Source organism: Hamadaea tsunoensis DSM 44101 (assembly GCF_000428945.1).
Taxonomy (GTDB): Bacteria; Actinomycetota; Actinomycetes; order Mycobacteriales; family Micromonosporaceae; genus Hamadaea; species Hamadaea tsunoensis.
Window position 1 is genome coordinate 74141 of the sequence record NZ_AUAX01000008.1, and the last position, 21544, is coordinate 95684.

Annotated in this window: 16 protein-coding genes and 1 pseudogene; 5 read left to right on the forward strand and 12 right to left on the reverse strand. The window is 71.6% G+C overall.

Annotated elements, in window-relative coordinates:
* Positions 1-14: 14 nt before the first annotated feature.
* Both G401_RS0116575 and G401_RS0116580 read left to right on the forward strand, forming a co-directional pair.
* Complete coding sequence (locus tag G401_RS0116575; RefSeq protein WP_169734199.1) at positions 15-1268, forward strand: MFS transporter; 1254 nt, start codon at positions 15-17, stop codon at positions 1266-1268.
* A 30-nt stretch (positions 1269-1298) separates the two neighbouring features.
* A complete protein-coding gene (locus G401_RS0116580; protein WP_027343396.1) occupies positions 1299-2489 on the forward strand; it encodes a multidrug effflux MFS transporter in 1191 nt (396 codons plus the stop codon).
* Here G401_RS0116580 and G401_RS0116585 read toward each other — a convergent pair.
* The 10 genes and pseudogenes from G401_RS0116585 to G401_RS46180 all read right to left on the reverse strand — a co-directional run bounded on the left by G401_RS0116585 (position 2474) and on the right by G401_RS46180 (position 15040).
* Positions 2474-3295, reverse strand: coding sequence for a shikimate dehydrogenase (locus G401_RS0116585; RefSeq protein WP_027343397.1), 822 nt, complete (start codon positions 3293-3295; stop codon positions 2474-2476). The genes G401_RS0116580 and G401_RS0116585 overlap by 16 nt on opposite strands.
* A 61-nt stretch (positions 3296-3356) precedes the next feature.
* A complete protein-coding gene (mltG, locus tag G401_RS46150; RefSeq protein WP_407636883.1) occupies positions 3357-4664 on the reverse strand; it encodes an endolytic transglycosylase MltG in 1308 nt (435 codons plus the stop codon).
* 533 nt (positions 4665-5197) lie between these two features.
* Complete coding sequence (gene ruvX / locus G401_RS58330; RefSeq protein ID WP_322787741.1) at positions 5198-5794, reverse strand: Holliday junction resolvase RuvX; 597 nt, start codon at positions 5792-5794, stop codon at positions 5198-5200.
* Positions 5768-5896 (reverse strand): annotated as a pseudogene (gene ruvX, locus G401_RS54765) (Holliday junction resolvase RuvX); the annotation flags it as partial. The gene ruvX (G401_RS58330) and the pseudogene ruvX (G401_RS54765), both read right to left, overlap by 27 nt.
* Positions 5893-8577 (reverse strand): alanine--tRNA ligase, encoded by a 2685-nt coding sequence (alaS, locus tag G401_RS0116600; protein ID WP_027343399.1) that lies wholly within the window; start codon positions 8575-8577, stop codon positions 5893-5895. The gene alaS and the pseudogene ruvX (G401_RS54765), both read right to left, overlap by 4 nt.
* Positions 8578-8586: 9 nt before the next feature.
* The gene (locus tag G401_RS46160; protein ID WP_064741780.1) at positions 8587-8904 is read right to left on the reverse strand and encodes a hypothetical protein; all 318 of its coding nucleotides are present in this window, start codon (positions 8902-8904) and stop codon (positions 8587-8589) included.
* 3 nt (positions 8905-8907) lie between these two features.
* Positions 8908-9363, reverse strand: coding sequence for a DUF948 domain-containing protein (locus G401_RS0116610; protein ID WP_027343400.1), 456 nt, complete (start codon positions 9361-9363; stop codon positions 8908-8910).
* Positions 9364-9476: 113 nt separating this feature from the next.
* Entirely contained in the window at positions 9477-12602 is a 3126-nt protein-coding gene (locus G401_RS55870; protein ID WP_157545799.1) for a hypothetical protein, read from the reverse strand.
* Complete coding sequence (locus tag G401_RS46175) at positions 12603-13994, reverse strand: replication-associated recombination protein A (RefSeq protein WP_084557266.1); 1392 nt, start codon at positions 13992-13994, stop codon at positions 12603-12605.
* Positions 13995-14038: 44 nt separating this feature from the next.
* Entirely contained in the window at positions 14039-15040 is a 1002-nt protein-coding gene (locus tag G401_RS46180; protein WP_051366734.1) for an acyltransferase family protein, read from the reverse strand.
* 33 nt (positions 15041-15073) lie between these two features.
* On the opposite strand from G401_RS46180, the gene G401_RS0116635 reads away from it, so the two are divergent.
* Both G401_RS0116635 and G401_RS0116640 read left to right on the forward strand, forming a co-directional pair.
* Positions 15074-15457, forward strand: coding sequence for a thioesterase family protein (locus tag G401_RS0116635; protein WP_027343586.1), 384 nt, complete (start codon positions 15074-15076; stop codon positions 15455-15457).
* Complete coding sequence (locus G401_RS0116640; protein ID WP_027343402.1) at positions 15454-16296, forward strand: MBL fold metallo-hydrolase; 843 nt, start codon at positions 15454-15456, stop codon at positions 16294-16296. The genes G401_RS0116635 and G401_RS0116640 overlap by 4 nt, the downstream gene beginning before the upstream one ends.
* Positions 16297-16823: 527 nt before the next feature.
* Here G401_RS0116640 and G401_RS0116645 read toward each other — a convergent pair.
* A complete protein-coding gene (locus G401_RS0116645; RefSeq protein WP_027343403.1) occupies positions 16824-17762 on the reverse strand; it encodes a carbohydrate kinase family protein in 939 nt (312 codons plus the stop codon).
* A 24-nt stretch (positions 17763-17786) separates the two neighbouring features.
* A complete protein-coding gene (gene asnB / locus G401_RS0116650; RefSeq protein WP_027343404.1) occupies positions 17787-19730 on the reverse strand; it encodes an asparagine synthase (glutamine-hydrolyzing) in 1944 nt (647 codons plus the stop codon).
* Positions 19731-19860: 130 nt separating this feature from the next.
* On the opposite strand from asnB, the gene G401_RS0116655 reads away from it, so the two are divergent.
* Positions 19861-21297 carry an aminopeptidase P family protein gene (locus G401_RS0116655; RefSeq protein ID WP_027343405.1) on the forward strand — a complete coding sequence of 479 codons (1437 nt, stop codon included), beginning with the start codon at positions 19861-19863 and terminating at the stop codon, positions 21295-21297.
* The last annotated feature ends 247 nt before the right edge of the window (positions 21298-21544 follow it).

The following is a 21544-nucleotide window of genomic DNA, read 5'->3' on the forward strand; positions in this document are numbered from 1 at the left end:
CCAGGATGTACGCCGTGACCGTGACCGCCGCCCCGACCTACCGCGAACTGCTCGCCGACTCCCGTTACCGGGCGTTCTGGCTCGGGCAGGTCACCAGCGTCACCGGGAACGCGATCTCCCTGATCGCCCTGCCCGCGCTGATCCTGCCCGCCCGGGGCCCGGGGGCGTTCGGGCTCGTCGTCGCCGCCGACGCGCTGGCCGGCGTACTGCTGCTGCTGTTCGGCGGGGTCATCGCCGACCGGTACTCGCGCAGCGCCGTCATGGCCGTCTCCGACGTGCTCAGCGTCGGCGGGATCACCGGCTTCATCCTGCTGGCCGAGGCCGGGCCGCTGTGGGCGGTCATGTTCGCCGCGTGCCTCGTCGGCATCGGCGGCGCCCTCTACAACCCCGCGCACCGGGCGGCGATGCCGCAGGTCGTGCGGACCGAGCTGCTGCAGAAGGCGAACGCGCTCGACTCGGCCACCAAGCGCCTCGGCTCGGCGGCCGGTGCCCTGCTCGGCGCGCTGCTCGTCGTGTCGGTCGGGGCGAAGGGCGCGTTCGCCGTGGACCTCGCGACCTTCGCCGTCAGCCTGGCGACTCTGCTGTGGCTGCGGCTGCCCTCGGTGCGTACCGAGGCGACGGCAGGCGGCGGCGTGCGGGCGGTGCTGGCCGAGGCGCGCGAGGGCATCCGCGAGGTACGCCTGCGCCCCTGGGCCCTCGTCATCATGATCCAGGGGACCGTGCAGGTCTTCTTCCTGTTCGCGCCGAACTTCACCCTGGTGCCGATCGTCAGCCAGGAGCGGTGGGGCCCGCAGGCGTACGGCTGGATCACGGCGGCCGGCTCCATCGGCATGATGGCGGGTTCCGCGCTGGCCGGGAAGATCTCGACGAAACGGCCCGGCCTGTGGGCGATGAACGCGCTGCTGCCCTGCACCCTGCTGCCGCTGTGCCTGTGGCTGCCGGTGCCGCTGGCCGTGTGGTGCGCGGTGATGGCCCTGTCCTGGGCGGGCATCGGGATCTTCTTCGTGCTGTGGTTCACCGCGTTGCAGACCGAGTTCCCGCAGGAGGTGCAGGGGCGGGTCTTCTCGCTGGAGTCGATCGGCAACTTCGCCCTGCAGCCCATCGCGATCGCGGTCGCCCCGCTCATCGCGAGCTCGATCGGGTACGGCGCGTTCTCCATCGGCGCAGTTATCATCCTGATTGCCTCGACGTACGGGGTGTTCCTGGTCAAGGGCACCGTCACGCTCTCCTCCGCGCGCCCCGTCACAGTCGCGCGGGCCGAGGCGTGACAGCCGCGCCGACCGTGTTGGCTTGACGACGTGCATCAGCTGCCGCGCCCCGCCGTCCTCGTCTCCATCCTCGGGGGGCTCACCGCCTTCGGCGCGTTCTCCTTCGACATGTACCTGCCCGCGTTCCCGGCGATCGCCGCCGATCTGCACGTGCCCGCCGCCCAGGTTCAGCTCACCCTCACCGCCGCCCTGGTCGGCCTCGGCCTCGGGCAGTTCGTCGCGGGCCCGCTGTCGGACCGCTACGGGCGGCGCGCGCCGGTACTCGCCGGCACGGTCGTCTTCGCCGTCGCGTCCGCCCTCATCGCGGTCGCCCCGAACATCGCGGTCTTCGTGATCCTGCGCCTGCTGCAAGGGTTCGGCGGCGGCATCGGCACCACCGTCTCCCGCGCCGTCGTCCGCGACCTCTACTCCGGGGCCGCGGCCTCCCGCTACCTCTCGCGCATCCTGCTCGCCTTCGGCGTCGCCCCGATCGTCGCGCCCACCGTCGGCGCAGCCGTGCTGCGGGTGACGAGCTGGCGCGGCATCTTCCTGCTGCTGTCGGCGTACGGGGTGCTGATCACGTTCGTCGTGCTGCGCCTGCTGCCCGAGACCCTCCCGGCCGAACGCCGTCGCACCGGCGGTGCCGCCGAGATCGTCGCGGGCTTCCGCCGGCTCGGTTCCGACCGCCTCTATCTCGGGTACGCCCTGGCGCAGAGCCTGAGTTTCGCCGGGTTGTTCGCGTACCTGTCGAGCAGTTCGTTCGTGCTCCAGGACGGGTTCGGCGTGTCCCCGCAGGCGTACGGGCTGATCTTCGGCCTGAACTCGGTCGGCCTGGTGGCCGCGGGGCAGCTGAGCGCCCGCGCCGTGACCCGGCGTACGCCTCGGCGGCTGCTGTTCGCCGCGCTGTTCGTCGGGCTCGGCGCGACGGTGATCCTGCTGGCCGGGGCGGGCCTGCACCGGCTGGCCCTGGTGATACCGATGATGTTCCTGTTCGTCGCCAGCCTCGGTGTCGTCTTCCCGAACAGCACCGCGCTCGCCCTCGACCAGTACCCGGAGATGGCCGGGACCTCGGCCGCCCTGCTCGGCGCGTTGCAGTCGCTGATCTCCGGATTCGCCGGCCCGCTGGTGGCGTCGCTGGGCGCCGCGACCGGCGTACCGATGGCGGCGGTCATGCTCGGCTTCGCGGCCGTGTCGCTGGTGACGGTCAGCGTGCTGACCCGGCCGGTTCAGGCGGCTGCGTAGAGGGCCGTGCGCATCGCCTCGACCGGTGCCGTCCGCCCGGTGAACTGCTCCCACTGGCGTACGCCCTGGGCCAGCAGCAGGTCGAGGCCGGAGACGATCGGGCAGCCGGCCGCCAGTGCCGAGGCCGCCAGCGGGGTCGGCCACGGCTTGTAGACCGCGTCGAACACTACGGTGGCCGGGTTCCAGTCGACGGCGAGCTCGTCGGCGATCCCGAACGGCAGCGTCGAGAAGACGACGTCCACATCGGACAGCCGGGCCGCCGACGGCCACGGGACGTGTTCCAGGTCCGCGAGCCCGAGGTGCTCCGCGACCGGCCGCAACTCGTCCACCGCCTCGGTACGCCGGGCGTGCACCTCGACGGCGGACGCCTTCAGCCCGGCGGCGGCCGCCAGCGCCGCCCGTGCGGTGCCGCCCGCCCCCAGCACCGCGACCCGGTCCGCGCCCGTGATCCCGGCCCAGCCGAGCGCGTCGAGCATCCCGGGAGCGTCGGTGTTGTCCGCGTGCCAGGATCCGTCCGGCCGGCGTACCAGGGTGTTGCAGACTCCCAGCGCGGCCGCGACGGGCGCGACGTGCCCGGCCAGCGCGAGGCCGGCCTCCTTGAGAGGCATGGTCAGGGAGAGGCCGGCCCACTCCGGGCCGAGACCGGCGACGAAGGCCGGCAGCTCGGGGATGGTGACCTCGATGCGGTCGTAGTGCCAGCCGGTGAGGCCGGCGGCGGCGTAGCCGGTGTTGTGGATGACCGGCGACAGGGAATGGGTGATGGGGCTGCCCAGAACCGCGGCCCGCCGGATCGTCTCGTCCCGCATGAGCGATCAGAGTACGCGGAAGGGCGGCAGGCCATCGGCCCACCGCCCTTCGCGCACAGCGCTATCCGTTGCAGGTGCCGTTGAGGATCCCGGCCTTGACCGCCTTGGCGTAGTTGGCGCAGTGGCCGTTCCAGTCGGTCGCGTAGCCCATGGTGCCGGCCTTGTCGATCGTCATGAAGTAGGTCCACGGTCCGGTCGCCGGCGACATGGCGCCCTTGAGCGCCGCCTCACCGGGGTTGCTGATCGGCCCGATCGGCATGCCGGAACCGGCCGGAGCGTCGAAGGTGTTGTACGGGTCCTTCGGGTTGTGCTGCTCGCCGCGCAGGATCTGGCTGGAGTCCTTCGGCACCTTGCCGGTCGTGCGCAGCCAGTAGTTGACCGCGCTGTCGATCTGCAGGCACTTGCAGGGGAAGTTGTCGGTGTACACGCGGTTGTAGAGCACCCGCGCCACCTTGGGGTAGTCCGCCGCCTTCACCACTTCGGCCTGCCCGATGGACGCGGCGACCAGCGCCTCGTAGGGCGAGATGTGCAGGTTGCCCTGCACGGTGTCGGCGAAGTTGAGGTTGCCCGTGACCGTCAGGAACCGGTCGACCATGGTCTTCAGCGCCGACTCGGCGGTGACGTTCGGCGGGAAGGCGTAGGTGTCCGGGAACAGGAAACCTTCGACGCCACCCGCGACCTTCTTGCCGTCGGTGCGTTTGTACCACCAGTCGGGGATGCCGAGTTTGACCGGGTCGGCCGCCTTCTGGAAGTCCGCGAGCGGGAGCTTCAGCTTCTCGGACAGCAGGGAGTAGATCTGAATCGCGATGAGACCCTCGGGGATGGTGACCGCGTTGGTCAGGCGGTTCTTGGGATCGAGCATCGCCAGAACCGCCGCGTTGCCGCTCATCTGCTTGTGCATCGTGTAGAAGCCGGGCTGGATCTTGGTCGAGTCCTTGTTCGCCTCGGCCGCCGACACGAACGCCTTCGCGCTCTTCACGACGTCCGCCTTGACCAGCGTGTTGCCGATCTCGGCGAGCAACTGGCCCTGCTTGACCTCGATCTGGACGGTGCCCGTCCCGTTGCCGTCGTAGTCCGGGGTCAGGAAGTAGTTCGAGATCTTGTTGTAGCCGAAGTAGGCCGCCCCGCCGAGGCCGCCGAGCAGCACGAGGGTGAGGAAGAGCGCGAGGTAGCTGCGACCCCGCCGCTTCTTCTTGGACTTCTTGACGCGCCGGCGCCCGCCGTCCTCACCGCCGCCACCGCCACCGCCACCGCCACCGGTGCCGCCACCGCCACCGCCGCCGAAACCGTCGTCGAAGAACCCGCCGCCACCGCCACCGCCGCCACCGCCCTGGGTGTCGTAGCGCGGGTCGTACCGGTCGTCGGCCAACTGCTCGTAGCGGCGCGACCCGGTGTCGTAGCGCGGGTCGAACTGGCGCTCCTGCCGGGGCTCGGCGTACCGCTGCTGGCCGCCGGTGTCGAAGCGGGGCTGCCCGCCCGTGTCGTAACGCTGGCCGCCCTGCTCGTACCGCGGGTCGTACTGCCGCTCCTGCCGGGGGTCGGCGTACCGCTGCTGGCCGCCGGTGTCGTACCGGGGCTGGCCACCGGTGTCGTAGCGCGGCTGGCCGCCGGTGTCGGGGCGGCCGGTGTCGTACCGCTCGTCGTAGCGGGGGTCGGCGTAACGCGGCTGGCCACCGGTGTCGAAGCGGGGCTGGCCGCCGGTGTCGTAACGCTCGGGCGGCTGACCGCCGCGCCCGCTCCAGGTCTGCTCCCGCGGATCGGGCTGGGCTTCGCGGCCGTACTGCTGCCGGCTGTCCCAGCTTCCCTGACCACGATCAGCGGCGCGCTCGTCGGCACGCTCAGCCCGACGGCGCCGGCCGCGACCGCGATCATGATCCTCGAAATCGAGGTTCAGGTCGTCGATCATCTTTGCCTCCGTCGACTCTCCAGATACTGCTGCAAGATCTCCACCGCGGCCGCCTGGTCGACGACACTGCGCTGGCGCTTTCCCTTGACGCCTCGATCGGAGAGCCTACGGGCTGCCGTAACGGTTGACATCCTCTCGTCCGCCATGACAATTGGGACAGGCGCCAGCGCTTCACCCAAAATTCGGGCATATTCGCGGACCTTTTTCGCCGCCAGACCCTCTTTTCCCGAGAGGTCGACCGGTAACCCTACGATGACTTCGACGGTTTCATACTCGTGCGCGAGTCGCACGATCTCCGCGATATCGGTGGGTATAGGCGGAATTTCCGGCCCGGCAACCTGGTCGCTGACGTTACCGGGCGTGATGACCGACGCGCCGTCGGAGATCCGCTGGTGGTCGTCACTGTCCGTAGTGGGCTTGGGTCGTTTGTGCCGGGCCTTGACCCGTTTTCCCGGTACGGCGTCGGCAGTGGATACTCCCTCGCCCCCCTCGCCGGCGATGGAAGCCCGTTCGCCGGCGGTGGACGCTTCGGCGCCCGCCGGGCCGCGCTCCGAGGGCAGGACGAACGACTGATCGCGCGGCACGGTCGCCACGGGAGTGGCGAGAATGCCGTCGGGGTCGCACACGGCGACCCCGACGCGCACCGATCCGACGTCGACACCGAGGCGTACGCCCCGGACCCAGCCTGCCGTCACGCGGCCTGCCGGACGGCCGCCTCGACGGCGGCGAGCAGCTTCGGCGTCTCCTCCGCGGCCACGCCACCACCCTGCGCCAGGTCGGCGTTGCCGCCACCCCGGCCCGAGAGCGCGCCCTTGACCAGCGCGGACGCTTCGAGCCCGCGGGCCTTCGCGGCGGCGTTGACCGCCACGATCAGGGACGCCTTGCCGCCGGCCCGGCTCGCCACGGCCACCACCGCCGGCTTCTCGGCCGGGATCTGGCCGCGCACGTCCTGCGCGAGCGTGCGCACGTCGTTGGCGGCCGCGCCCTCCGGCGCCTCCGTCGCGACGAACGCCACGCCGTTCAGGTCACGCGCCGCCTGGGCGATCGAGGCGCTGCCCGCGAGCACCATCTGCGCGCGCAGCTTCTCCAGCTCCCGCTCGGCGTCGCGCAGCTGCGCCACCGTCTGCTCCACCCGGTCCGCGACCTGCTCGTTGGGTACGCGGTACAGCTCGGCCAGGCGCGACACGAGCAGGTGTTCCTTGGCCAGGTAGGAGAACGCGTCGATACCGACGAGCGCCTCGACCCGGCGTACGCCGGAACCGATCGACGACTCCGACAGGATCTTGACGAGGCCGAGCTGCCCGGAGCGCTCGGTGTGCGTACCGCCGCACAGCTCGCGGGCGTACTCGCCGACCTCGACGACCCGCACGACGTCGCCGTACTTCTCTCCGAACAGGGCCATCGCGCCCATCGCCCGGGCCTCGGCCTGCGAGGTGAGGAAAGCCCGTACCTCCAGGTCCTCCAGCAGCACCTCGTTGATCCGCTGCTCGACGTCGACCAGGACGCCGGCCGACACGGCGCTCGGCGTGTTGAAGTCGAACCGCAGCCGGCCCGGCGCGTTGAGCGAGCCCGCCTGCGTGGCCGCCTCGCCGAGGAAGTTGCGCATCGTCTGGTGCACGAGGTGGGTCGCGGTGTGCGCCCGGGAGATCGCCTTGCGGCGGGCCACGTCGATCTCGGCGTACCCCTCCTCGCCGGGGCGTACCTCGCCGGAGACGACGCGTACCTTGTGGATGATCAGACCCGGGATCGGCTTCTGGACGTCGAGCACCTGGACCTTGCCGCCGCCGACCGTGATGAGACCGGTGTCGGCCTGCTGGCCGCCGCCCTCGGCGTAGAACGGGGTCGCGTCGAGGACCAGCTCGATCACGTCACCCTCGCCGGCCGCCCGCAGGACCTCGCCGGCCGGGGTCAGCAGCGTACGCACCCGGGACTCGCGGGCGATCTCGGCGTACCCGGTGAACTCGACCTCGCCGCCGTCCTCCAGCGACGACCGGTACGCCGAGAGGTCCGCGTGGCCGGTCTTACGGGCCTGCGCGTCGGCCTTGGCCCGCTTGCGCTGCTCGGACATGAGCGACTTGAAGCCCTCGGTGTCGACCGACAGGCCCTGCTCGGCCGCGATCTCCAACGTCAGGTCGATCGGGAAGCCGTAGGTGTCGTGCAGCTGGAACGCCTTGTCGCCGGACAGGCTCTTGCGGTTCTGCTGCTTCGTGTCGGCGATCGCCGTGTCGAGGATCGTCGTGCCGGCCCGCAGGGTCGACAGGAACGTCTCCTCCTCCGCGTACGCGTACTGGGAGATGCGGTCGAAGTCGGACGCGAGCTCGGGGTAGGACGGCGCCATGGCGTCCCGGGCGACCGGGAGCAGGTGCGGCAGCGCGGCCTCCTGCCAGCCCAGCAGCCGCATGGCCCGGATGGAGCGGCGCATGATGCGGCGCAGCACGTAGCCGCGGCCCTCGTTGGACGGGGTGACGCCGTCGCCGATGAGCATGAGCGCGGTGCGCACGTGGTCGGCGATCACCCGCAGCCGCACGTCGTCCGGCGCGGACTCGCTCGCGGTGTGCGTGTGCGTGACGTTGTACCGCTTGCCGGTCAGCTCGCAGGCCTTGTCGATGAGCGGGCGGACCTCGTCGATCTCGTAGAGGTTGTCGACGCCCTGCATGATCGACGCCATGCGCTCCAGGCCCATGCCGGTGTCGATGTTCTTGGCCGGCAGCTCGCCCAGGATCGGGTAGTTCTCCTTGTCGGTGCCGGGGCCGCGCTCGAACTGCATGAAGACGTTGTTCCAGATCTCCATGTAGCGGTCCTCGTCGACCTCCGGGCCGCCCTCGCGCCCGTACGCCGGCCCGCGGTCGACGTAGATCTCGGAGCAGGGTCCGCACGGGCCGGGAATGCCCATCGACCAGAAGTTGTCGGCCTTGCCCCGGCGGACGATCCGCTCCGACGGCAGCCCGACCCCGCGCCAGTACTCGATCGCCTCGTCGTCGTCGAGGTAGACGGTCGCCCAGACCTTGTCCCCGTCGATGCCGAACCCGCCCTGGTCGACCGGCTTCGTGATGAGGTCCCAGGACAGCGCGACGGCCTCGGCCTTGAAGTAGTCGCCGAACGAGAAGTTGCCGTTCATCTGGAAGAACGTGCCGTGCCGGGACGTCTTGCCGACCTCGTCGATGTCCGGCGTACGGATGCACTTCTGCACGCTCACCGCGCGCTTGAAGGGGGCCGCCTGCTGCCCGAGGAAGTACGGCACGAACTGGACCATGCCGGCGTTGATGAACAGCAGGTTCGGGTCATCGATGGCCGGCAACGGGGCGCTCGGCACGACCGTGTGCCCGTTCGCCTCGAAGTGGGCCAGGAACCGCCGCTTGATTTCCGCGGTACGCATCCTCGTGCGTCACCCTTCCTGCTGTCGCTGGACGATCTCGCTGTTGTAGAACTTCTGGCCGACGCCGCGGGCCCAGGACAGGTCCGCGCCGCCGTCGAGCGCCTCGCCGTCGGCGAACGCCCGGTGTATCTCATCTTCCCGCTCGGCCATGCCGTAGCGGACGTCCTCCAGGAAGTCGCGGGCCTCGTCGACCAGCCCGCGTACGCCCTCCGTCGCCGAGCCGGCCAGCGCCGCCGGGGTGAACTGGCGGGCCTTCTTGGTGACCATGCGTACGACGACCACGCCGACGCCGATCCCGATGCCGAGCCAGAGCAGCCGCTTCACCATGGCCTACCGCCCCCTCTGGGCTTTCTTCTGCTCCTTCAGGTACGCGCGCGCCGCCTTGTCGTCCTCGGCGCCCTTGCGAGCGGCGTTGGCCCGGCGTACGCCGTAGCCGAACGCGGCCACCTTGACCAGCGGACTGGCCGCGGCCGACGAGACGACGCCGACCAGGTTCGCGATGTTGGCCGTGGCGGCCTGCGCGTGCGAAGTCATCACGTCGACCTTCGCCAGCTGCACGTTGACGCCGTCGAGCGTCACCTGGGCCTGGCTCAGCGCGGTGTTCACGTTGTCGACGGTCCCGTGGACCTCGTCGAGCAGCGGACCCGTACGCACCTGCACGTCGCGCAGCGTCTGCGTGGCCGCGTCGATCGTGTGGCGCAATCGCAGCACGGGCACGGTCAACGCGAGCATCAGCACCGCGAATCCACCGGCGGCCACCAGTGCCGCGATCTCCCAACCACGCATGGCGCGGCTCCCCTCGACTCAGCCCGACGTGCAGACCTTACCTTTTCAGCCACGTTGAGCCGCTTGCGCCCCGCTGTCGGCGGCCGGGGTCGTCGTCCCCGGCCGCCCGGCGGTCAGGAGCCGATACCCGGTACGGGCGCGTCGGCGGGCGGCGCGTTGCCGTCGGGCGGTGCGGAACCGTCCCCCGGCGGCTGGTTCAGCCGGTCGTCGGCGATGGCGTTGTACACCTTGAACGACACCAGCGAGCCCTTGCACTGCGGGGCGGCCTGGCTCTGGTCGGCGTTGGTCGTCGGCCGGTTCGACAGGAGCTCGTTGGCGCACGGGTTGTCCCTTACCCACAAGTCCAAGGTGTACTCGTCGCGCCGCCAGCACGTGTAGTGCCCGCTGACACCCTTGGCCGGCGGGCAGTTCGCCACCTTCCACCGGACCCAGCCGGAACTCTCCAACGCCTGCACGTACGCCGCGTTGGTCTCGTCGGGCGACTTCTCCGAGGCCACGTCCCGTTCCCGGTACCGGCACTCGATGATGCACCAGCGGCTGCCGGACACCTCGTCGGTGGTCTGGCCGGCCGCCCACGCCGGCACCTCGAGCGAGTTGAGCGAGGTGAACACGGGATCCTTGGTGGCCGCCCGGACGACCAGGAACAGCGGCAGCGCGCCGAGCACGGTGATGATGACGGCCATCAGGGTCAGCATCCGCAGCCGCTGCTGTTCACGCATCTGCTTGCGCAGCTCGGAGCGGGCGCCCCGGATCGCGCCCATGCCGGCCTGCAGACCGGCGCGGGCGCCGCGCGGCTGCGGGCGTCCGTCCGGACCGGACATGCCGGGGCGCGGTTCGGGGATCCCCTGCTGGGGCATCCCGGGCGGAGCCATGCCGGGCGCGTTCATGCCGGGCGGGTTCATACCGGGCGCGCCCATGCCGGGGCCGCCCATGCCCGGGCCGCCGGGACCTGGACCGTGCGGGCCCGGGCCGTTGGGGCCGCCGAGACCGGGGCCGCCGGGCTTGCCCATACCCGGGCCGCCGGGACCACCAGGGCCGGCGGGAGCACCAGGGCCGCCCGGCTTGCCCGGACCGCCCGCACCGGGACCACCCGGACCACCGGCACCGGGACCGCCGGGTCCGCCCATGCCGGGACCGGGACCACCGGCACCCGGACGGCCGGGGCCGCCCGCGCCCGGGCCGCCGGCACCAGGACCACCGACACCAGGACCGCCGACGCCAGGACCACCCGCACCGGGACCGCCGAGGCCGGGGCCACCGCTCTTGCCCGGTCCGCCGGGTCCGGCCGGACCCGCGCCACGTCCGCCGGGACCGGCGAGGGCATCGCGCCCGCGGCCGCCGCCGCCCGGACCGCCTGCGCCCGGACCACCGCTACCAGGGCCGCCGCCACCGGGTCCACCGCTGGGACCGCCCAGGCCGGGGCCGCCGGAGCCGGGACCACCGGGGTCGCCGCTACCGGGTCCGCCCCTGCCGGGGCCGCCCTTGCCAGGACCGCCACTGCCGAGACCACCGAGACCGGGGCCGCCCGAACCGGGTGCACCGGCGATGCCGGGACCACCGCCCGGACCGGACCCACCGGGCCCGCCGGCGCCGGAGCGACCCGCCGGGCCGCCGAGGCCGGGACCACCCGACACCGGGCCGTCCAAGCCACCGGGTCGTCCCCCACCGGAGCCGGGGCCGCCCGAACCGGGACCGCCGGCACCTGGACCACCCGCGCCGGAACCGGGGCCCGCCGAACCGGCGGGACCCGGGCCGCCGGGAGCACCGGGCGCACCAGGGCCGCCGCGACGCCGGCCGAGCAGGCCGCCGAGCGCTCCCTGGGCCGCGCCGAACGCCCCCTGGACACCGCCGCGTGGGCCGCCCGCGCCGGGCGGGCCGGATGCCGGACCGCGACCGGGGCCGGACACCGGCTGGGCCGGCGACGCGGGACCGCCGGGGCGGCCTCGGCCGGGATCGGCGTCGGGGGGCTGCACCGCAGAGGCGTTGTCGCCCATGCGCGGGCCGCCGTCGCCCGGCTGCGTATTGCGAGGAGCACTGTCCCGCTGCATCAGCGGGCGGAACCGCGCGCCGAGCGTGTCGGTCATCGGGTTGCGCGCGGGCGGACGCGGCGTCGCGGGTGGCGCGGGCGGCGTCTCACCGCCGCGGCCGGGCTGCTCCGGCTCGCGCGTCTTGCCGAGCGGGTCGCGATCGGCCCGGCCGCCGCGGCGGCGTTCGGGCTCGGGTTCCCGCGGGTTGCCCAGCAGGTCGCGGTCGGCTCCTCCGGGACGGTCGGCGGTACGCGCACGCTCCGGCTCCCGGGGGTTGCCGAGCAGGTCCCGGTCGGCGCCGCCGGGACGGTCGGTACGCGCGGCGGCGGCCGGCGGTTCCCGGTCCGGGCCGACTGGCCGATCGGATCGCGGGTTGCCCAGCAGATCGCGTTCGGGCCCGCCGGGACGGTCCGCCCGCCGCCGTCCGGCCTGCGTACGCGATTCCTCCTCGGCCCGGCGCCGGCCGGTGGTCTCCTCGTCGACCCGGCGGTGCCCACCGGTCACGGGCTCGTCGTCGACCCGGCGGTGGCCGCCGGTCACGGGTTCGTCGTCCAGTCTTCGGCGACCGCCCGCAGCCGGCTCCTCCGGGGTACGCCGTCCCAGCAGATCGTCCAGCGAGCGCCGCCCGCTCGGCTCCTCCGCGGCCCGGCGGCCCGGGGGCTCCTCGGCGGCACGACGGCCGACAGGCTCTTCGGCGGCCCGGCGACCCGGCGGCTCCTCGGCCGCACGACGGCCCACAGGCTCTTCGGCGGCCCGGCGACCCGTGGGCTCTTCGGCGGCGCGGCGACCCGGCGGCTCTTCGGCGGCGCGGCGGCCGGTCGGCTCCTCCGCGGCGCGGCGGCCGGTCGGCTCCTCCGCGGCGCGGCGGCCGGTCGGCTCGTCCGGGGCGCGACGGCCGGGCGGTTCCTCCGCGGCACGGCGGGCGGCGCGGGCGGGCGGTTCCGGGTCGGCGGAGCGACGGCGGCCGGGCGGCGTACCGGGGGCGGCGCCGGGTTCCTCACCGCGCAGTCCGGCCCAGCGGGCGTCACGACCCGCCGGCTCGGCGGCCGGCTCCTCGCGGCGGGGCGTACCCGGGCCGATCTCGGTCTTCGACTCCTTCGCCTGCCGGAGGTCGTCGAGCCAGCCGGTCTCCTCCTGGGGGACCTCGATCGGCTCGCCACTCCGGGCCTTGCGACGGCCTCGACCGTCCTCGGTCCGATCGTCACGCGCCATCTACTGTTCCTCCCCTGTCTCGGCCGTGGCTGCCGCGGACCTGCCGCGGACGACCGCACGGAGTTTAGGCAGTCGCGCCGCGATCGTGCGCTCCGCTCCGTGCTCGGTTGGGCGATAGTAGTCGGCCTCGGTCAGTTCGTCCGGAGGGTACTGCTGCGTCACGACACCGCGCGGGTCGTCGTGCGGATAGCGGTAGCCCTTGCCGTGCCCGACCTTCGCCGCACCGGAGTAGTGCGCGTCCCGCAGCGCCGGCGGGACGCTGCCCGCCTTCCCCGCGCGGACGTCCGCCATGGCGGCGAAGAGCGCCGTCGTCACCGTGTTCGACTTCGGCGCGGTCGCCAGATGTACGCACGCCTGGGCGAGGTTCAGCTGCGCCTCGGGCAGGCCGACGTACTCGACCGCGTGGGCGGCCGCGGTGGCCACCGACAGCGCCACCGGGTCGGCCATGCCCACGTCCTCGGACGCGAAGATGACCATGCGCCGGGCGATGAACCGGGCGTCCTCGCCCGCGACCAGCATCCGGGCCAGATAGTGCAGGGCCGCGTCGACGTCGGAGCCGCGCATGCTCTTGATGAACGCGCTCACCACGTCGTAGTGCTCGTCCCCGGCCCGGTCGTAACGCAGGGCGGCCGTGTCGACCGCCTTCTCGGCAGTGGCCAGGTCGATCTCGGTCACGCCCAGTTCGGCGGCCGACCCGGCGGCCGCCTCCAGCGCCGTCAACGCCTTGCGGACGTCGCCGGCCGCGAGGCGTACAAGATGATCTTCTGCGGCGGCGGAGAGGGCGACCGCTCCGCCCAGACCGCGCTCGTCGGTGGTCGCGCGCCGCACCAGGCCGCGCACGCCGTCGTCGTCGAGGGGCTTGAGAGTCAGCAGTACGCAGCGCGACAGCAACGGCGAGATGACCGAGAAGTACGGGTTCTCGGTGGTGGCCGCGAGCAGCGTGATCGTGCGGTCCTCGACGGCCGCGAGCAGCGAGTCCTGCTGCGCCTTGGAGAAGCGGTGGACCTCGTCGAGGAACAGGACGGTGGCGGGGCCGCCGCGGCGGCGCTCGTGCCGGGCGACGTCGATGGCCGCGCGGACGTCCTTGACCCCGGCGGTGAGCGCGGACATCGCGACGAAGCGGCGGTCGCTGGCGCGGGCGACGAGGTGCGCGATCGTGGTCTTCCCACTACCCGGCGGTCCCCAAAGGATTACGGAGAGTGGCGGCCCGCCGCCGACGAGCCGGCGCAGCGGTGCACCCGGGGCGAGCAGGTGGTCCTGGCCGACGAGTTCGTCGACGTTCGCCGGCCGCATGCGTACGGCCAGCGGCGCGTCGGGTCCGGGATCATCGAAGCCCACGGCCGGGGCGCCGGACGCCGGCAGCGCGAAAAGACCGTCCGGGTGGGCTTCCATCGGCAGAAGAATACTCCGCGTCACCGACGCTCCCGCGCGCTCGGTCAGCTCTCCCGCCGCATCGCCGCGAGCGAGGATCTCGACGCGCGTTTCAGCCAGGCCGACACCGGGCGCTCGATGTAGCGGTGCACCAGCCAGGCCAGCCCGAGCAGCCCCGGAATCAGCAGCCCCAGCAGGACGCCGGGCGGAACGTCGTCGTGCCAGGCGTGGATCGCGGCCACGCCGAGACTCTGATGCAGCAGGTAGAGGGGGTAGGTGAGGGCGCCCGCCGTGGTCAGCACCGGCAGCCGCGCAGCGGTGAGCCTTCCGGTCGCCACCGCCGCCATCAGCGCGTAGATCATGGTGATGAGGACGGCCGCGATCACCCAGTCCCGGCCGCCGTCGGAGTGGATCGTCGCGGCCATGTGGGACTGGACCCGGTAGAGGGCGAGCAGCCAACTGGTCGTCACCAGCGCCCAGAGCAGCGGCGTCGCCCCGAACCGGTAGATCAGGTACAGCGCCGTCCCGCCCGCGAAGTAGGGCGCGTTGTCGGCCGAGATCAGCCAGTTCAACCAGGGCAGGCCGCTCGCGAACGCGGCCGCCGCGAGCCACAGCGCGCAGAAGTAGACCATCCGCCGGTAGGTGACCCCGATCGCCAGCACGACCGCGAACAGCAGGTAGAAGCGCAGCTCCACGCCGAGCGTCCAGTACGACGGGTCGACGTCCTGTACGCCGAGCGGGTTCTGCAGCATCGTCAGGTTGGCCGCGATCTGCGCGCCGGTGAGTTCGCGCGTACCGGCCAGGAGCACGACCGGCACCGAGATCACGATCGCCACCCAGTACGCCGGATACAGCCGGGCCACCCGGGACGCCGCGAAGTCCCCGACCGGCCGCCCCCAGCCGGACATGCAGATCACGAACCCGGAGATGAGGAAGAACAGCTCGACGCCGAGCCAGCCGAACCGGCCGACGGGGCTGAGCGGCTGCCCCCAGCCCGCCGACGGCGAGCTGACCAGATGCCAGGACAGAACGGCCAGCGCGGCCAGCAGACGGAGTCCGTCCAGCACCAAGAGGCGGGGACGTTGGATATCCTTGGCCCCATGGAGTTGACCGTCGGCCTGTCCGCCCAGGTCCAGCTGCGGGTGAGTGACGCGGACACCGCCCAGGCCCTCGGCTCCGGCGACGTCCCCGTGCTCGGCACCCCCCGCGTACTCGCGCTCGCCGAGGCCGCCACGGTCGCCGCGACCGCCCGTCACCTGCCGGACGGAAGCACCACTGTGGGCGTACGCGTCGAGCTCGACCACCGCTCGCCGACCCCCGTCGGGCGTACCGTCGTCGCGCGGGCCGGCCTGGTCGAGGTGGAGGGCCGACGCCTCACCTTCGACGTGACGGTGCACGATGGGGACCTCCTCGTCGCCGACGGCCGGGTCGAACGAATCCTCGTCGACCGTCATCGTTTCGTGGAGAAGGCGACCACCGCATGATCACCTTCCATGAGATAGCCGACCGGGTCTACCTGGCGACCGAGCCGATGCTCCGGGTCAACGTGACACTCGTGGTCGGCGACGGTCAGGCGCTCGTGATCGACACGCTCTCGATCGACGATCACGCGCGGCAGCTCCTCGAGGGCGTACGCACCGTGACGCCATACCCGCTCACGCTGGTCAACACACATCACCACTTCGACCACTCGTTCGGCAACGCCGTGCTGTCCGCCGACGGCGCGCCGATCTGGGGACACGAGACGGCCGCCCGCCACCTGCGCGAACGCGGGCCGGTCCTGCAACGCGGGTGGTACGAGGAGGCGCTGCCGTCGGACCTCGCCTTCGCCGACGCGCTCGGCCGGGTCACGATCGTGCCGCCGGGCCACACCTTCCACACCGAGTCCACACTAGACGTCGGCGGACGCGCGGTCACCTTGCGGCACCTCGGCCTCGGTCACACCGACGGCGACCTGGTCGCCGAGATCCCCGACGCCGCCGTCGTCGTGGCCGGCGACCTGATCGAGGAGGGCGCCGCACCGGGGTTCGGCGACGCGTACCCGATCTCGTGGCCGGACACGCTCGCGGGCCTGCTCGCCCTGGTCGGACCGTCGACGAGGGTCGTACCGGGCCACGGGACGGTCGTGGACCTCGGCTTCGTCCGCGCCCAGCACGACGAGCTCACCGCGCTGTCCTGGCTGATCCGCGAGGGGCACCGGGACGGGGCGGACCCGGCCCAGGTAGCGGCGAAGGCGTCGCTGACCCGCTTCGGCGAGCGCGGCCTGATCGAAGCCCAGCACGCGGTCACCCGAGGATTCCTGGAGCTCGACGCCGCCCTTTAAACTCACATCCAGATCATTCAAGATCAATTCTTGTCCCGGGTTCGTCGATCTCACCTCCGCTCCTCGCGCGGGAGACCGTTCCGCCCCTATCGCTGCGCTCCGGGGACTCCACTGCCAGGTGAGTGGGGCGAAGCATCGTTCACCGTCGTCCGGTCACCGTTTCACCCCTCGCCCTCGGCTTTTGTCGCGACTGTCCGACTTACGGGCGCGATTCACCTAGCGGAAGAGCGTTCCCGCATCTTCCATATCGGACAGTCGGGACGAAGTCCGGGCAGCCCGTCCGAATGCGGCAAGATCACTCTGATCCTCTTGATCATGTAGCACTATTTCGGCAAGAAAACGCTCTCCTGCCGATATGGCAGCACATGATCAAGGTCGAGTAGTCTCCGTCGCCGGAATGGCGTTACATGATCATGGCAAAGGCTCGCCGGTTCGATGCCGTCATGATCATGTGATGCGTATACGTCGCCAGGCAGGGGTTTTCGACGTATACGCATCACATGATCAGGGCTGGGCAGCTGAAGCGGTCACAGGTCGCTGGCGAAAGGCATTGCTGTCGCTCCGCCCGGGCGCTGCGCCACCCAGGCGGCGACGCGCAGGGCGTACCGGAGGGCGTCGATCCAGGCGTCGTCGTCATCGGCCAGGCCCGCGGCCAGCGCGTGCATGAGCGCTCCGGTCACCGAGTCGCCGCAGCCGGTCGTGTCGCTCACCGGTCCGGGCGAGATCGGCAGGCCGAAGACCCGGTCGGAGGGGTGGATGGCGTGCGCGGCCATGGCCGAGGGCCGGGAGCCGCGATCCGGTCGGGCCAGGATCGCACCGCCCTCGCCGAGCGTCACCACCACGTTCCGGGCGCCGAGCGCCCGCAGGCGCAACGCCGCGGCCGACGGCGAGGTCCGGCCGTAGAGCAGTTCGGCGTCGGCGTCCGACAGTTTCACCAGGTCCGCGGTTGCCGCGAACTCCTCGATCAGCGCCCGGCAGTCCGCCCGCTCACGCTCCGTGCCGAGCAGGAAGGGCCGAAGATTCGGATCGAGTACGCGTACCACGCCCTCGGTACGCCAGGCCGCCCGGGCGACGTCGACGAACGGGGTGCTCAGCAGCGCGATGGATCCACAGTAGAGGACCGATTCCGGCGGGACGTCGGCCGCCGACAGCCGGGCGTACGCGGGCGGGTCCCCGTAGAACGAGAACTGCGGCTCGGCCGCGGCGAAGGTCGCGACGGCCAGTGGGGTCGGCCCGGGGACCCGTTCGCAGCCGGAGACGTCCACACCGGACGATGCCGCGAACTCCAGCAGCCGGTCGCCGAACGCGTCCGTGCCGACGGCGGTCGCGAGGCGGGCCGGCGTACCGAGGCGGGCCAGGCAGACGGCGACGTTGAGGGGCGCACCGCCGACAGCCGGGCGTAGGTCACCGCCCGGCTGTTCCAGCAGATCTATGAGCGCTTCTCCAAGTACGACTGCGAGGGGCATGCCGTGAAGCCTAGGAGACGATGCCTAGGAGACCATCGAGCCGACGACCGGCTTGGTCAGCAGGGCCGACTGGTTGCGCTGAATGCCCGGGTCGAGCGTACGCGTGACGAAGATGGCGTGCCAGATGCAGAAGACCAGGACGGTCCAGATCTTGCGGGAGTGGTCGGCGGTGCCGGCCTTGTGCTCCTGCAGGAGCTTGTCGGCGTAGTTCAGGTCGAGCAGCGAGCCCGCGCCGGACGTCGCGAAGATCTCGCGGGCCCAGTCGTACATCTCCCCCGCCAGCCAGACCCGGGTCGGGGTCGGGAAGCCGAGCTTCTTGCGGTTGACGATGGCCGGCGGGACGACCTGCTGCAGGGCCATGCGCATCGCGTACTTGGTGATCTCCGAGCGCGGCGGCAGCTTGAGGTCCACCGGGACGGTCGCCGCGACGTCGAACACCTCCTTGTCCAGGAACGGTACGCGCAGCTCCAGCGAGTGGGCCATGGACATGCGGTCGGCCTTGACGAGGATGTCGCCGCGCAGCCAGGTGTACAGGTCGATGTACTGCATCGTGGTCACGTCGTCGAGGTCGAGCGCCTCGGCGTAGATCGGCGCGGTGACGTCGGTGTAGCGGACCGAGGGGTCGTAGTTGCGCATCAGCCGCTGCTTCTCGGCCTCGTTGAACATCCGCGCGTTGCCGTAGTACCGCGCCTCGATCGGCGTGGTGCCCCGCTCCAGGAAGCTCTTGCCCTTGACGCCCTGCGGGATGACCTTGGACACCGCCCGCAGGCCCTTCTGCAGCGGGTCCGGCAGGTCGTTGACCATCGCGAGGGACAGCGGCTCGCGGTAGATCGTGTAGCCGCCGAAGAACTCGTCGGCGCCCTCGCCGGACAGCACGACCGTGACGTGCTCGGCGGCCTTCTTCGCGACGAAGTACAGCGGCACGAGCGCCGGGTCGGCCACCGGGTCGTCGAGATGCCAGACGATCTTGGGCAGCGTCTCCATCATCTCGCGCGGCCCGATCTTGGTGGGGATCGTGGTCACGTCGAGGTGGCGGGCCGAGTCCTGGGCCACGTCGATCTCGGAGTAGCCGTCGACGTCGAAGCCGACCGTGAAGGTCAGGATGTTCGGGTTGAACTCCCGCGCCAGGGCCACCACCGCGGTCGAGTCGATGCCGCTGGACAGGAACGCGCCGACCGGCACGTCCGAGCGCATGTGCATGCGTACGCTCTCGCGCAGCGTGTCGCGGATGCGGGCGAAGAGCGCCTCGGGGTTGTCGGTCGGGGTGGGCCGGAAGACGGGCCGGTAGTACCGCCGGGTGCGTACGCCCTCCTCGGCGCTCCACGTCAGGCATTCACCCGAACCGATCCGCGAGATGCCCTTGTGCAGGGTACGCGGCTCCGGCACGTACTGGAGCGTCAGGTAGTGGGACAGGTTGGCGGTGTCCACCCCGGCGTCACCGGCGTACGCCGACTGCGCGAACGGCAGCAGCGCCTTCTTCTCGCTGGCCAGGTAGAGGCCGTCGCCCGTCTCCAGGTAGTGCATCGGCTTGATGCCGAACGGGTCGCGGGCGCCGAACGCGCGGCGCTCCTGGCGGTCCCAGATCACGAAGGCGAACATGCCCCGCAGCTTGTCGACGACCCGCTCGCCCCAGTAGTGGAAGCCGGCGACGATCGCCTCGCCGTCGCCCTGGGTCGCGAACTCGGCCCCGAACTCCCGGGTCAGCTCCTCGCGCAGCTCCAGGTAGTTGTAGATCTCGCCGTTGAAGGTCAGCACGTACCGCCCGTGCAGGTACGGGATCGGCTCGTGGGACAGCGCCACGTCGATGATCGACAGGCGCTTGTGCGCGAAGATCGCGTCCACGCCGACCTGCTCCATGCCCGTCTCGTCGGGTCCGCGGTGGTGCAGACATTCGAGGGCCTCGGCGAGCGCCTGGTCGTGTCGGTACGCGTCGCCGTGGGAGCTGAAGAACGCAAGGATGCCGCACATGGACCCCATCTTGTCACGGCGATGATCCAAGGGTGGGTGCAAGGGCCACCCGACGCGATCCGACCGCCTGGGTACGCGTACCGGCAGGTAGGGTCGGTGGAACCCCACGACGAGGAAGGTGTGACCCGCCATGAGCGAGGCTGACGGCGCCAAGACCGAGACCCACGACCCGGCTTACCCGCAGAAGTACCTGGAGTTCATGCGGACCGGCTGGCGGGACGCGCAGCTGACGCCGCAGGCGGCCGACGGCGCGGCCCGGTACGCGGCCCGGCGCGCCCGGCTCGCGGCGGCCTTCCCCGGTGAGACCCTGATCGTCCCGAGCGGGCACGAGCAGGTGCGGGCGAACGACACGAACTACAACTTCCGGCCCGGCAGCGACTTCTTCTACCTCACCGGCGAGTTCGACCCGGAGAGCGTGCTGATCATCCGCCCGGACGGCGAGGCGACCCTGTTCGTACGCCCCCGCTCCCCGCGGGACACCGACGAGTTCTTCAAGGACCGGATGTACGGCGAGCTGTGGATCGGCCGCCGGCACACCCTCGACGAGAAGGCCGCCGAGCTGGGCATCGCCACCGCGAACCTGGCCGACCTGCCGGACGTCCTGTCGGGCCTGGCCCCGCGCGGCACCCGGGTCCTGCGCGGCTTCGACCACACCGTCGACGCGGCGGTCCTGCCGTGGGGCGAGCGCGACCGCGAGCTGGCCTGGACGATCTCCGAGCACAAGCTGGTCAAGGACGCCTGGGAGATCGCCCAGCTGCAGGACGCGATCGACGCCACGGTCCGCGGCTTCGAGGACGCCGCCCGCGTCATCCCCGGCGACCGGCCGGTCTCCGAGCGCCTCATCGAGGGCGTCTTCGGCCTGCGGGCCCGCCACGACGGCAACGACGTCGGCTACTCCTCGATCGTCGGCTCCGGCGCCCACGCGACGATCCTGCACTGGATCCGCAACGACGGCCGGACGAACCCCGGCGACCTGCTGCTCATGGACATGGGCGTGGAGAACCGGAACCTGTACACCGCCGACGTGACGCGTACCGTGCCGGTGTCGGGGTCCTTCACCCCGCTGCAGAAGCAGGTCTACGACCTCGTGTACGCCTCGCAGCAGGCCGGCATGGACTTCATCAAGCCCGGCGTGAAGTTCGAGGACGTCCACACCACCTGCATGCGCGTACTCGCCGAGGGCCTGCACGACATGGGCATCCTGCCGGTGCCGGTCGAGGAGGCCATGCAGAAGGACTCCATGCTCTACCGCCGCTGGACGCTGCACGGCTTCGGCCACATGCTTGGCATCGACGTGCACGACTGCGCCAACGCCCGGTCCGAGAACTACAACAAGGGCGAGCTGGGCGAGGGCTACGTGCTCACCGTCGAGCCCGGCCTCTACTTCCAGGCCGAGGACGACCTGGTCCCCGAGGAACTGCGCGGCGTCGGCGTACGCATCGAGGACGACGTCCTGGTCACCGCCGAGGGCTGCGTCAACCTGTCGGACGGGCTGCCGCGGACGAGCGGCGAGGTGGAGGCCTGGCTGGGAACGCAGCGGGAGCAGGGTTTCCGGCTTCCGTCCTGATTTTTCCCATTTCAGCCCGCTCTGGCGGTTCGGGCTCATAGGGTCGATCTCGGCCTGGGGTCCGTTACCGAAGGAGTACGCAATGGGTCTGGTCGGAGAGCTGCTCTGGTCCGTCGGTCACCTGGTCCACGGACTGCTCGGCGGCTGGTGGCATCCGCACTGGTGAAAGATGGGGCGCCCGCGTCTTTGCGGGCGCCCCATCACACTTTTTGAAGGCGGCTCGGTCACCGTCGGGATGCGGACGAAG

Excerpts from the sequence above, each read along its gene's own strand:
- G401_RS0116645 (WP_027343403.1), bottom strand. The coding sequence starts at position 17,762 with ATGCCCCTCGCAGTCGTACTTGGAGAAGCGCTCATAGATCTGCTGGAA.
- asnB (WP_027343404.1), bottom strand. The coding sequence starts at position 19,730 with ATGTGCGGCATCCTTGCGTTCTTCAGCTCCCACGGCGACGCGTACCGA.
- G401_RS0116635 (WP_027343586.1), top strand. The coding sequence starts at position 15,074 with ATGGAGTTGACCGTCGGCCTGTCCGCCCAGGTCCAGCTGCGGGTGAGT.
- G401_RS0116585 (WP_027343397.1), bottom strand. The coding sequence starts at position 3,295 with ATGCGGGACGAGACGATCCGGCGGGCCGCGGTTCTGGGCAGCCCCATC.
- G401_RS46175 (WP_084557266.1), bottom strand. The coding sequence starts at position 13,994 with ATGGAAGCCCACCCGGACGGTCTTTTCGCGCTGCCGGCGTCCGGCGCC.
- G401_RS55870 (WP_157545799.1), bottom strand. The coding sequence starts at position 12,602 with ATGGCGCGTGACGATCGGACCGAGGACGGTCGAGGCCGTCGCAAGGCC.
- G401_RS0116640 (WP_027343402.1), top strand. The coding sequence starts at position 15,454 with ATGATCACCTTCCATGAGATAGCCGACCGGGTCTACCTGGCGACCGAG.
- G401_RS46160 (WP_064741780.1), bottom strand. The coding sequence starts at position 8,904 with ATGGTGAAGCGGCTGCTCTGGCTCGGCATCGGGATCGGCGTCGGCGTG.
- alaS (WP_027343399.1), bottom strand. The coding sequence starts at position 8,577 with ATGCGTACCGCGGAAATCAAGCGGCGGTTCCTGGCCCACTTCGAGGCG.
- G401_RS0116610 (WP_027343400.1), bottom strand. The coding sequence starts at position 9,363 with ATGCGTGGTTGGGAGATCGCGGCACTGGTGGCCGCCGGTGGATTCGCG.
- G401_RS0116655 (WP_027343405.1), top strand. The coding sequence starts at position 19,861 with ATGAGCGAGGCTGACGGCGCCAAGACCGAGACCCACGACCCGGCTTAC.